General features: G+C 55.2%; 10 protein-coding genes and 1 tRNA gene. 8 read left to right on the top strand and 3 right to left on the bottom strand.

The window, feature by feature from the left end; all coding sequences use genetic code 11:
• Positions 1-132 precede the first annotated feature (132 nt).
• Entirely contained in the window at positions 133-663 is a 531-nt protein-coding gene (gene cobO / locus JRF57_13545; protein ID MBW2304722.1) for a cob(I)yrinic acid a,c-diamide adenosyltransferase, read from the top strand.
• Here cobO and JRF57_13540 read toward each other — a convergent pair.
• From JRF57_13540 to JRF57_13530, 3 genes are read right to left on the bottom strand one after another with little or no spacing between them, the layout of a single operon-like run.
• The gene (locus tag JRF57_13540; protein ID MBW2304721.1) at positions 635-1939 is read right to left on the bottom strand and encodes an FAD-dependent oxidoreductase; all 1305 of its coding nucleotides are present in this window, start codon (positions 1937-1939) and stop codon (positions 635-637) included. The genes cobO and JRF57_13540 overlap by 29 nt on opposite strands.
• Positions 1936-2412 carry a 4Fe-4S dicluster domain-containing protein gene (locus tag JRF57_13535; protein ID MBW2304720.1) on the bottom strand — a complete coding sequence of 159 codons (477 nt, stop codon included), beginning with the start codon at positions 2410-2412 and terminating at the stop codon, positions 1936-1938. The genes JRF57_13540 and JRF57_13535 overlap by 4 nt, the downstream gene beginning before the upstream one ends.
• Positions 2413-2469: 57 nt before the next feature.
• On the bottom strand, positions 2470-4617 hold the full coding sequence (locus tag JRF57_13530) for a molybdopterin-dependent oxidoreductase (GenBank protein MBW2304719.1): 2148 nt from the start codon (positions 4615-4617) through the stop codon (positions 2470-2472).
• A gap of 366 nt (positions 4618-4983) precedes the next feature.
• On the opposite strand from JRF57_13530, the gene JRF57_13525 reads away from it, so the two are divergent.
• The 7 genes from JRF57_13525 to JRF57_13495 all read left to right on the top strand — a co-directional run bounded on the left by JRF57_13525 (position 4984) and on the right by JRF57_13495 (position 11361).
• Positions 4984-5844: a zinc dependent phospholipase C family protein gene (locus tag JRF57_13525; protein MBW2304718.1), complete on the top strand. Its 861-nt coding sequence runs from the start codon at positions 4984-4986 to the stop codon at positions 5842-5844.
• A gap of 7 nt (positions 5845-5851) precedes the next feature.
• A complete protein-coding gene (mutL, locus tag JRF57_13520; GenBank protein ID MBW2304717.1) occupies positions 5852-7582 on the top strand; it encodes a DNA mismatch repair endonuclease MutL in 1731 nt (576 codons plus the stop codon).
• Between the two features lie 29 nt (positions 7583-7611).
• Complete coding sequence (gene miaA, locus JRF57_13515; GenBank protein MBW2304716.1) at positions 7612-8550, top strand: tRNA (adenosine(37)-N6)-dimethylallyltransferase MiaA; 939 nt, start codon at positions 7612-7614, stop codon at positions 8548-8550.
• 28 nt (positions 8551-8578) lie between these two features.
• Positions 8579-9415 (top strand): hypothetical protein, encoded by an 837-nt coding sequence (locus JRF57_13510; protein ID MBW2304715.1) that lies wholly within the window; start codon positions 8579-8581, stop codon positions 9413-9415.
• A gap of 1 nt (position 9416) precedes the next feature.
• Complete coding sequence (locus JRF57_13505) at positions 9417-10637, top strand: hypothetical protein (GenBank protein ID MBW2304714.1); 1221 nt, start codon at positions 9417-9419, stop codon at positions 10635-10637.
• An 8-nt stretch (positions 10638-10645) separates the two neighbouring features.
• Complete coding sequence (locus JRF57_13500; protein MBW2304713.1) at positions 10646-11200, top strand: CDP-alcohol phosphatidyltransferase family protein; 555 nt, start codon at positions 10646-10648, stop codon at positions 11198-11200.
• A gap of 86 nt (positions 11201-11286) precedes the next feature.
• Positions 11287-11361, top strand: a tRNA-Val gene (locus tag JRF57_13495).
• Positions 11362-11802 lie beyond the last annotated feature (441 nt).

The raw sequence follows: 11802 nt of genomic DNA, 5'->3' as shown, positions 1-11802 counted from the left end.
CTGACCTGTCTGCCGTGCCTGCCTGTCCCGTTGGAACGGCAGATAGGCCCGGCACAGGCAGGCGCGGAGATTGGGCAAAAGGGGGCGTTTTTCAAAGGTCTCAGAGCGGGAGACGGGAGAGGGAAGGTATTTATGCCGAAAAAGGGGCTCATCATCGTTTTTACGGGTGACGGCAAGGGTAAGACCACCGCCGCTATGGGAATGGCCTTCCGGGCCGTGGGGCACGGCCTATCGACCCTGATGATCCAGTTTATCAAGGGATCCATGCATTACGGAGAACTGGAAGCCGCCAAGAGATTGGCACCCCATTTCAAGATCCTTCCAATGGGAAGGGGATTTGTCCGTCCAGGACGGGGGGGGGCGGATCCAGAAGACATCCGGGCCGTGAGGGAGGCCTGGGACTATTTCCTGGAAGAGATGGGTTCAGGGACCTATGACATGATCATCCTGGACGAGATCAACTATGCCGTGAAATTCGGACTCATTTCCGTAGATGAGGTCCTGGAAGGTCTTCGGAAAAGGCCCCCCGGGCTGCATCTTGTCTTGACCGGGAGAGACGCCCGTAAAGAGGTCGTGGAGATGGCGGACCTGGCTACGGAGATGCGGGAAATCAAGCATTCCTTTCAGGAGGGAATCAAGGCCCAGCAGGGTATTGAGTACTGATAAATCGATGTTGCGCAGGCAGGAGGGTGCAAAGGGCCCTATCCAGGATTTCACTTGAAAGACGTTCCCTGAGCTGGGAGAGGTGCTCCCCCCAGTCGAGCCTGAGCAGGATGGTCCTCCGCAACCGCCCGGCGTGCTCCAGGTTCCCCAGTAGATTCGCCCCCACCAGCCTTTTTCCTTCAAAGACCAACCAGAACTTTACTCCATCGTCTCCGTCATCACCGGAAAGTACGGCGATCTCGGATCCCTGCCGATGGACATCCCCGAGATGCACGAAATGGATTCCGAAAAAAGTGCTCACGTGATCAGGAATGGATCCCGGGTATGAACTTCTCCCTCCGGCCATATTGATCCCCGCGCATCGCCCCTGGTAACAGGCGTTTCCCCAGAGCCCCAGCACTTCTTTCTTGCCTGTCAGCAGGTTGGTTCCCTGACTCACGTCTCCAGCGGCATAGATGCCTTCGGTCTGGGTTTCCAGCCTGTGGTTGACGATGATACCGCGATCTACGCCGGTCCAGGTTGGATCCAGGAAATCCAGGTTTGCCCTGACCCCGGTGCATACCAGGCATAGATCCGCTTCGAGGGGCGGACCCTCCTTGAAGTGGAGAACCGCCCTTTGGGAGGTCTCTTCAAGGTGTTCCAGGAAGGCGCTCAGGCGGAGCTGCACACCGTTTTTGAGTATGTGGTTTTCCAGACTCGATGCACACTCTGGAAGGGCGGCCGGGGGAAGGATCTGTGGGGCTACATCGATAAGGACGGTCTCGATCCCTCGGTGGACAAAGATTTCCGCCACTTTCAGCCCCACCAGGGAGGCGCCCAGGATGGCAGCCTTCCGCGTCACGGGAAGTGTGTCGGCCAGCCGGGTGGTGTCCGAGGCGGTTCGAAGGGTGAATACGCGGCTGGATTCCCTGAGCCCTGGCACACCAGGGAGCACGGGACTGGCCCCCGTGGCCAAGAGGCATTTTTCGTAAGGGATTTTCCGGTTGTCCGCCAGGCGTACTTCCCTATTCCGCGGATCGAGATATTCCACCGGAGAACCGAACAGGCACTCCAGTTCATGCCTGATATAAAAGTCCGCTCCAAAGGGAAAGCAACGTTCAAAGGGGATGGAGCCTGCAAGGTAATAGGGGGCGAGCATGGGGTTGAAGGCCGGGCCTTCCCGGTCGGCGACGAGGCGGATTCGGCCCTTGAACCCGGCTTGCCGGGCTCCCAATGCGGCATGGACGGCAGCACCTCCATTACCGATAATCAGAAGAGGAAGGGAGCCCTGGTTCATCGTTCCGTACCGGAGGTGGACAGGAAAGATCGGAGTAAAGTGGCACCAGCTTTTTCCGCCTTTGCCACGGTCAGGTCGTCCACAGGTCCGAAGCTGAGGGCTCGGGTGGGACAAGCCCTGACACAGGCCGGTTCCAGGCCGTGGAGGACCCTTTCGATACAAAAATCGCATTTGGCCATCTTCTCTCCCCAGGGAAAGCGGGGGGCCCCGAAGGGGCAGGCCAAGGCACAACTGTGGCAGCCCACGCATAGGTCCACGTTCACGTCCACCACGCCGTCCTGCTCGCGCTTGAAGAGGGCCTTGGTAGGACAGACCATCAGACAAGGGGCGTCCCCGCAGTGAAGACAGGCGACAGAGACAAAGGAGATGGAGACATCGGGAAACCGGCCCTGTTCAAGCCGGGTCACGTGCCTGAAGGATTTTGCATCTTCCGGCAGGTCGTTCTGGTCTTGGCAGGCCACGACACAGGCCATGCATCCGCTACACCGTGACACATCTAATGAAAAACCCAGTTGCATGGAGAACCTCGCTCAGGGGGTGAATTTTTTTACTTCGCAAAGCAGGGATTTGAACCCAGGGTATCCGGATATGGGGTCCCGGTAGTCCGGGTCGATTAACAAATTCACGTCCGCGCCCGGGTATCCGTGGTACATGTTCACCACGCCGGGAGGGACCAGGTTGGTGAGGTTGGCCCGGACCCTGATAGAGGCCCTGGGGGTGGAGAGAGTCACCCAGTCCCCTTGTGTGATCTCCCGTTCCAGGGCGTCCTGGGGGTGGATGTCCACCATGGGATCCGGCCGGAGCCCCCTGGTCCAGCCGAGTCGAAAGGTCCTGGAGTGAATGAACATGGGAAGCCTGGCCCCTGTTGTCAGGATCAAGGGGAAATCCTCCGCCAGCTCAGGGGTGCTGAAGGGGCTCATCAGGGGTTCTTTGAACCGGGGCAGAGGATCCAGCCCGGCCTCTTCCAGGATGCGGGAAGTGAATTCCATCTTCCCTGAAGGTGTCGGGAATCCGGATTTTTCGTATTTTTTGAAAGGGGGATCGGGGAACCCTTTCAAGGAAAGCCCTGCAGGGTGTTTTTTCAGTTCCTCCACGCGCAGGCCGGTGGGCTCAAGGATCCAATCGATACAGGCTTCGTGGCCCTTTTGCAAGAGGTCGTCCTCCGGGGTGATACGCCGGGCCAGATCAAAGATGATGTCCGCATCGGAGCGGGATTCCCATAGGGGCTCGATCACGGGAGTCGTCCAGATGACGAATTTTTCAGGGTAAAATTTGAGTTCGCTTCTCTCGAAGGAAGTACAGGCCGGGAGTACCAGATCCGCGATTTTCGCGGTCTCGGTCATGAAAAGATCCACCACCACGAGGAAATCGAGCATCTCCAGGGATTCCCGCATAAAGGCCGACCCTGGCCACATGCGATGATTCAGACCGAAGCCCAGCATGGCCCTGATGGGGTATGGTTCGCCGCTCTTGATCTGGTGAGGAATATGAATCGCCTGGGCCTCGTCCACCATGCGGCACCAAACCGGATGCAGATCCTGCCCGATCCGGGGAGGCATATCCGTCCACGGGCGGGACTGTTCGAATTCCTTCTCCCTCGTCTGGATTCCGGTCGGCATATAAAGGTATCCGGGTGGGATCACATAGTTGCCTCCCTCCACGTCGAAGTTCCCAGTGAGCCCCACGAGGGCGGTGAGTGCCCTATGGTTCTGAACCCCGTTGGTGTGGTGGGTGGTGGCGTTGGCGCTGTTCTGCATGGCGGCGGGTTTGGTGGTGGCGTAAAGCCTTGCCGCCTTTTTAATCAAATCCTCGGGGACACCGGTAATTTGAGCTGTTCGGCCGGGGGTAAACTCCTGGACGTATTTTCGGAATTCCTCGAAACCGATGGTCCATTCGGCCACGAATTCATGATCATAGAGGTCCTCTTCAATGATGACATGGGCCATGCCAAGGGCCAGGGCTCCCGAGGTCCCAGGTCTCATCCTTAGGTGGATATGGGCGTGCCTGCTCAAGGGGGTCTTCAGGGGACCAACCTCGATTACCTTCATCCCTCTCTCGATGGCGTCAAGCAGGCCCCTTACCAGTGTGGTGTTGGAATAAAAGGGATTGCCGCTCCAGACTAGGAGACATTTGGTCTTTGGGATATGGGGTCTGCCCATGGTCCCGTAGTTCAACCTGGCCGCCATGCCGGCTGCCTGGGAGCATGTGCTCGATTCCGTACAGTAGTTCGGAGAACCAAAACTGTGGGCGAGCCGTTTCAGGAAGGGCCTCATCCACTTCGGGTACCCCGCATAGAAAACTACTGATTCCGGACCGGACTCCTCGCGGATCTCCAGGAGTCGTCCCGCCAGGATATCCATGGCCTCCTCCCAGGAGATGGGCTCGAAATGGTCTGAACCCCTCTCCCCTTTTCTCAGGAGGGGGGTGCGGATACGGTCCTTGTGATAAATATACTGCCTGCTGGCGGCCCCTTTTGAACAAAGGGTCCCTTCGTTGTGGGGATTTTCCTTGCTCCCTTCCACCTTGATGACAACACCGTCCTTGACATAGGCGTCGATACCGCAGTGGGAAATGGGATTGCAGATGGAACAAATGGTTTTTCGGATCTCGATTCCGCTTCCGGGCGTGGGCACTTTTCCCTTGGGAACCGTGCTTATTTCCATCACGGGCTCATTCATTGTCATGACTTCCTGCTGTTTTTATTAGAGTTTAATTCCTCGCGCCAGAGATTCCCGGGATATCCGGGAGAAGGTGGGAGGACATCAGTATGACAATATTACAATTATAATGAATCTGGTTGCTTTTCAATGATTATTTTTACCTAAACTGAGCGATTTTCGAGTTTTCAGGAGACCTGCCTGTCCCGTTGGGACGACAAGCAGGCAACGCAGCAGATCCTGTAAAACCGGAAACCCCCTTTTTTCTGCGGAAAATGTCTGCTATGGTGATCATCTTCAGGAGAGGGTCAAGATTTACTTCAGGGTGCCGATAGACCCCTATGACAGAAAACCATTCTTCAACGGGCCGGGAGGTTCTCCGATCCAATGATATTATTGAAAATCACCTTTTTTTTCGCAGCCTTCGGGGTTTTCGATTTTCTTTTCCCGGGCGGTGCATGGGCCTGGGGCCCGGGGGTGCACACCGTCATCGCAACGGGTCTTCTGGGAGACCTCCAGTCGCTTCTTCCCCTTGTAGCGGAAAATATCAGGGCCTATCCCCTGGAGTTTCTTTATGGAAACTTGGCTGCTGACTTTTTCGTGGGAAAGGGTATCAAGCCGAGGGAGGGGCATTCCCACAACTGGGAAACCGGATTCAGACTGATGAAGGAGGCAAGGGGTGAGCGGGAGGCATCCTATGCCTATGGGTTCCTTTCCCATCTCGCCGCCGATGTGATCGCCCACAATTATTTTATACCGATAATGATCCAGAAGACCTCTTCCTGGGGAAGAATGGGACATCTCTATTGGGAGACCGCGTCGGATTGCTTCGTCGGCCCGGTGTATACAAAAATAGCGAAGGAAATACTGAGCATGGAACAGCTCGGGTGTGACGAGCTGTTGATATCCGCTGTCGGAAAGAAGAAGGGCCTTCGGGCCAGGCGGCGGATCTTTACCCAATCCGTGAAATTGTCGGATTACCTGAGCGGTTCCCCGCCCCGGTTTTTGATCAACAGGGGCTTACGCCGGGAGCTGTTTCCTGTTTTTCTCGCTTCCATGATTTCCCTGTCCTATCGATCGGCGAAGGATGTGCTCTTACGCCCTGATGGGGCCCCCTGCCTCACCCGCGACCCCATAGGAAGCCGGAACCTCCTGTTGGCCGGCAAAAGGGCCTTTCGAAGGAGACTGTTCGGGAGCCCACGCCGCTCCCGCCGGTTCGAGATCGACGGGGAACTTCTCAGCCTTTAAAAAGCGTATGAATACCATTCGAATCCTGAACGAAGACGTGGCCTCCAAGATCGCTGCCGGGGAAGTCATTGAAAGACCTGCATCTATTGTACGGGAGTTGTTGGACAACAGCATTGATGCCCATGCCGACAGGATCACCGTCAGGATCGAAAAGGGAGGCAAGGCCCTCGTAAGGGTTGCTGACAACGGGGTGGGCATGAGCAGGGATGATCTCCTGCTCTGTATTGAGCGGCATGCCACCAGCAAGATCCGGGAAGTGTCCGATCTTTTTTCCATTGCGACCCTGGGATTCCGGGGAGAGGCCTTGCCCAGCATCGCCGCGGTGTCCCGGGTCGAGATCACTTCCCGGCCGGCGGACCATCTCGTCGGCCACCGGCTGAGCATTGCGGGCGGGAGAATCAGGTCCCTGGACGAGACGGGTTCCCCCCCGGGGACCATAGTGGAAGTACGGGACCTGTTTTTCAACTTGCCGGTCCGGAGAAAATTCCTGCGCGCGGTCAGGACGGAAACGGATTTGATCCAGGATGTTTTTTCAAGGATTTCACTCCCTTTCCTTCGCATCCATTTCAGGCTTGAAACACGCGATGGGATCCTCATGAACCTGCCGGCCTCGGAAGATCTGCGCAATCGCCTTTCGGTGATCCTGGGGCGTGATACGGCATCAGCACTCGTCCAGGAGGAAACCGAGTCCGGAAGTTTTCGGCTGAATCTTTATCTGGCCCCGCCCGATCACGCCCGCTCCCGGGCAGACCGGATTCTGCTCTATGTCAACAACCGCCCCGTGAAGGACAAGCTCGTCACCCGGGCGGTGATAGAGGGTTACGGCCAGCGCCTCATGAAGGGGCGTTATCCCCAGGTCGTCCTTTTCCTGGAAATCGATCCCTTCCGCATCGATATCAACATACATCCGGCCAAACAGGAAATCCGCTTCCGGGATGCCCAGGCCCTTTTCCGAACAATGGTGTCCATGATCGAGCAGGCCATGAAGCGGCATTTCGCGATCCCTATCCCCGATGCCTCTCCAGACCCTTGGGCACCATCTCCTTTTTCTGTGGATCGACCCCTGGTAACCGAAGCGGGCGGGGAGTACCGAATCGGGAAACAGGATCTTCAATCCGAACCGCCGGAGGCCCTCGACCACCAGCAGGACTTGGTCGAGGAGGGGCCTCGAATCATCGGTCAACTGAAAAATACCTATATTATCTGTCAGACCCAAGAGGGCCTCCTTTTGGTGGATCAGCATGCCGCCCATGAGAGGATCCTTTACGAGAGGCTCAGACGGAGATTTGACGAGGCCCGTCCTGAAACCCAATTTTTCCTTATTCCCCAGCAGTGGGAAGTTTCAATCGCCGACAAGGAGGTGCTTCTGGGAAAGCTGGAACAACTCAGCCGTCTGGGCTTCGATATCGAACACTTCGGCGGAGAGACGTTCTTGGTGAGATCCGTGCCCCCGGTACTCCTTGATTTAAATTGGAAACCCTTTCTGGTGGATATACTCCCGGTGTTGCGTGAAGAGAAGGACGTGACCCGGGGTCGGGCTCTGGACAGACTGATTACGGTCATGGCCTGCCATGGAGCCATCAGGGCGGGGAAAAGCCTTACGATCCAGGAGATGCAAACCCTTCTGAACGAACTCCGGAAGACGGATCTCCCGGCCCACTGCCCTCATGGGAGACCGGTCTTCAAAGAATTCCGCTATCCGGAAATAGAAAGGATGTTCAAGCGCATTCCAACCTGAAAGGGGATTTGTTTTTCAGGAGAATTCACGTGGAACCGAATGCTCGCGGGGAGGACCGGAAACCGAAGATTGTGATTATTACCGGCCCCACCGCCACCGGGAAGAGTGCTCTCGCCCTGAAGCTGGCCCGCCGTTTCGGCGGACAGATCGTCAATGCGGATTCCATGCAGGTCTATCGGGGCATGAATATAGGAACCGCAAAACCCACACCCGAGGAACGGGAAGGGATTCCTCATCACCTTTACGATATCGTAGACCCGGACGAGGTTTTCAATGCGGCCTCCTACCGGAAATTGGCCCTTCCACTCTTGAAAGACCTTTCTTCCGCGGGGGTCCTCCCATTCCTGGTAGGTGGAACCGGACTGTATATCAAGGTTCTCCTGGGAGGATTGCTGGAGTGCCCAGCCGGTGATTCTGCGTACAGGGAGTCACTTCTTCGGGAAGTGGAACTCAAAGGTGCGCCTTTTCTCCATGACAGGCTGAGGAGGTTGGATCCCGAGGCAGCAGCGAGAATCCACCCAAACGACCGGGTGAGGGTCACGCGGGCACTTGAAATCATAAATTCAACAGGAAGGCCGCTCTCCGCCCTGATCAGGGCACACCGCTTCAGTGACAAACCATTTAACGCCCTTAAAATATGTTTGCAAATGGATCGCGAACACCTGTATCATCGGATCGACCTGCGGTGCGAGTCCATGCTGGAGAATGGATTGATTGAGGAGACCAAAGACCTCCTTGAAAAGGGTTATTCTCCGGAGATCAAACCCATGAAATCCATCGGGTACAGACATGTCGTTCAATACCTACAGGGGCGATGGACCCTGCGGGAGACCCTGTCCAGTTTTCAGCGGGACACCAGGAGATACGCAAAGAGGCAGCTTACGTGGTTCAGGAGCGATTCGGAGATGGTGTGGATGGCGGCCCGGGATCCCGAACCGATCATACGGAAGATCGAGGCCTTCTTGTAGGAGTGGTTGAAAGGTGAGGGAATAAACTATGGCGAAGCGGACTTTCCTATTCAGCATAATTCTGTCCCTTCTCCTTGTAAATTACGGCCTCCCTTCTTTTGCCCAGAATTATAATCAGTCGTTGAAATACGGGAGGATTGACTGGTCGAATGGGATCATCGAGTCCATTGGAGAAGGGATTCCTCCATCGAATCCGGCAAATTCCGCCCAGGCCAGAGCGGTCGCGGAAAGAAAGGCCGTAGAACAGGCAAGACGCAACCTCCTCGAGATCCTTGAATCCATCCATGTGGATTCAAGGATGCTCATAAGGGACATAATCGATGCAAAGAAAGGGCTGAGGGCCTCTCTTCAGGAACTCATCCGGAAAACCCCTGTTGCGGATATCTCTTACAAGGAGAACGGTGCCGTGGAGGCAACCCTGGCCGTTGAGATGAACGGGGTATTGGCCGAATTGATCCTGCCCGGCAGCATCAGAAATATCGAATCAGTGGTCCACCCCAATGCACCGGATCCGGCAAAGGGGAAGGGTTATACCGGACTCATCATAGATTGCCGGGGGTTTCACGTAAAACCCGCCTTGGTGCCCATCGTACAGGACGAGGAGGGGCAGGTCGTTTACGGCCCGGCCTATGTGAGCCGTGAGTATGCCGTCAGGAAAGGGGTGGCCAGGTATGTTCCAGATCTGGAAGCGGCTAAGGCCTGTAAACGGGTGGCAGGCAACCCGCTGATCATAAAGGGAGTGAGGAAGGCGGGGGGCGGCATATCCGACGTGGTTATCAGCAATTCCGACGCCGCTAAAATCCGGGGGACCCCAAGGCATTTAAGCCTCCTTCAGAAATGCAAAGTGGTTCTTGTGATCGATTGAGATGGCGACAAAGAAGAAAGGAGATCTGGGAGTGATGAGGCGTGATTCCCTTTTTTCCCTGATATTGGGATTGACCGCAGGCTTTCTGTTTTGGGGCCTCATTGCGCCTCTCCCCTCTATGGGCGAAACGCCGGCGGGTCCGGGTAGTCGGGAATTTATCGTAATCGGCACCGGCGATTCGAGGGAGGGAAATATTGCCGATGCCAAGGAAAAGGCTGTGGCGGATGCACTGGCCCAGGGATTGGAGAGGTATTTGGCGGAACGTCTTGGAGGAAAGGGTATGACGGAGAATTTCTCCGTTATTCTCAGGGAAATTCTGCCCAATGCCGGTGAGAGCGTCGCCAATTATCATATCCTGGAAGAGAGCCAGGAGGATGAAAATCTCCTAAGCGTGCTCGTAAGCGTCAAGATCAACGAGAAGGTCACAGAAGAAATCTTGCGGCAGCACGGTATTTTGCTTTCCGAAGCGCCCCCCCTCAAGATCCTTTTCCTTGTATCCCAGGCAGGCCCCCAAAGGGACCATGTTCAGTATTGGTGGGGAGAACCCGAAAGCAACCCTCCTTTGTCCCCTATTGAACTGGCCCTTTTCAAGGAATTCGAAGGCCGGGGATACCGTCCTCTGAACAGAATTTCCAACGTCCCTGAAGGGGGCATCACTGAGGAGATGAAGGTCCTCGAGCTTTCCCACCAGGATGCCATCCGCTGGGGCACAGCCTATTCAGCCGACCTTGTGCTCCTTGGTAGATGTGAAATGGATGCCGGGGGCAACGTATCCCTTGACCTTGCCACCCTGGACCCTGCAAGTGGAATCATGGTCTCGAGGGATCATTGGTTCGAGGAGGGAAAAGGTGTCCCACAGGAAAGCGAGCAGGAGATGGACCTGCTGGGGAGAATATGCAGAAAGGCGGTCTCTGAACTCACCCCGAAAATACTCGCCAATGAAGAGATGAGGAAAAAAGGTCTCGGACATTTCGAGGTTATGATTTCCGGCCTTAAAAATTTCCGGCAGTTCAGGGAGATCAAGGACTTTCTGAAAAGAGAGATCCCTGGGGTGAAATCCGTTACCCAGAGCCGGATCAGTGGGAACACCTTCTCCGTCCTCGTTGAATTTATGGGGCCAGAGGAACGTTTCACCGAGAGGGTGGCGGCCAGTGATCATTTCCCCTATCCTTTCGAGATAGAGAGAAGCGTGGAAGGACAGATTTTATTCGTTATCAAGTAGCTTGTGCCATGACCATCCCCAACCTCATCACCACAATACGGATTATTCTGGCCCCAATCTTTATTATCTATCTGATCAACGATCAGTATTTTTCCGCCCTGATTGTTTTCATGTTGTGCTGCCTGAGTGACGGACTGGATGGTCTCCTGGCGAGACTATTCAATCAGAAAAGCAGGATCGGAACCTATCTGGATCCCATCGCGGACAAACTCCTGTTGGTGGCCACCTTCATCACCCTCGCCATACGGGGATCCCTTCCTTCCTGGTTGACGGTGACGGTTATCGCGAGAGACGTCTTGATACTGCTGGGTGTGGCGGTCCTGTTTTTCGTGCACACCGGGTTCGTGAAGATCAAACCTTCCTTTTTAAGCAAGTTAACCACGTGCCTTCAGTTTGCCTCGGTAATGGCGGTGCTGTCCCGGGGAAATCTCTTGACCCTTCCTCCTGTTTTCTACCGATATCTTTTCTACTTGACCGCTCTGTTTACCATAAGCTCTGGGCTCCACTATATGCATTACTGGTTCAAGATGATGGGGGAGGGCCCGGAGGAGAAAGGAGAATAACTCGGGAGCGAAACAAGGAACCGCGGGATTACCACATAATTGGGTCTTGACATCGTTTCGGTGAGTTGATAAAAGACCTCTCTAATAGGCACGTAGCTCAGGGGGAGAGCACTACCCTGACACGGTAGGGGTCACGAGTTCAAATCTCGTCGTGCCTACCATTAAAACTTTTTAATTTCAATACGTTAGGTGTTTGAGGCTGCCCCAATTTGCGGTGCAAATTCGGTGCAGCCTCTTTCGTTTCTGTATATATTGTTCGCACATCCTCAAGCTCTATATTGAAATACCTCTCAAACGCTTTGTTCGTTTTGTGCATAGTCGCTCTTTTAATTTCCTCTGGGCTCCTAAACTTTCTGAGAGCACGCGCAGAACTGTGTCGTGTACCACCATACAGATCCACGCCTTCAATTCCCAGATTCTTGCACGCTCTCTTCCACCACTCATATAGGTATCTCTTCCCGAACCTTTGCCCTGGTCTTACCCCACCCTGCCTATTCCGGTGAAAACGGCATGTCATTCCGGAGCATTCCGACACCCTGATCCGGAGGATTGCGGCACCCCCGAGCGAGGAAGTCGGAGCGAAGCGACGCTGGGATTTATGT

The organism is Deltaproteobacteria bacterium, assembly GCA_019310525.1.
Classification (GTDB): domain Bacteria; phylum Desulfobacterota; class DSM-4660; order Desulfatiglandales; family HGW-15; genus JAFDEE01.
Note: the sequence above shows the minus strand (reverse complement) of the source record. Positions and strands in the feature narration are given on the sequence as shown.

Bases quoted from the DNA above. Each gene is read 5' to 3' on its own strand.
- JRF57_13525 (MBW2304718.1), top strand. From the start codon at position 4,984: ATGATATTATTGAAAATCACCTTTTTTTTCGCAGCCTTCGGGGTTTTC.
- JRF57_13505 (MBW2304714.1), top strand. From the start codon at position 9,417: ATGGCGACAAAGAAGAAAGGAGATCTGGGAGTGATGAGGCGTGATTCC.
- JRF57_13530 (MBW2304719.1), bottom strand. From the start codon at position 4,617: ATGAATGAGCCCGTGATGGAAATAAGCACGGTTCCCAAGGGAAAAGTG.
- JRF57_13535 (MBW2304720.1), bottom strand. From the start codon at position 2,412: ATGGCCTGTGTCGTGGCCTGCCAAGACCAGAACGACCTGCCGGAAGAT.
- JRF57_13540 (MBW2304721.1), bottom strand. From the start codon at position 1,939: ATGAACCAGGGCTCCCTTCCTCTTCTGATTATCGGTAATGGAGGTGCT.
- mutL (MBW2304717.1), top strand. From the start codon at position 5,852: ATGAATACCATTCGAATCCTGAACGAAGACGTGGCCTCCAAGATCGCT.
- JRF57_13500 (MBW2304713.1), top strand. From the start codon at position 10,646: ATGACCATCCCCAACCTCATCACCACAATACGGATTATTCTGGCCCCA.
- cobO (MBW2304722.1), top strand. From the start codon at position 133: ATGCCGAAAAAGGGGCTCATCATCGTTTTTACGGGTGACGGCAAGGGT.
- JRF57_13510 (MBW2304715.1), top strand. From the start codon at position 8,579: ATGGCGAAGCGGACTTTCCTATTCAGCATAATTCTGTCCCTTCTCCTT.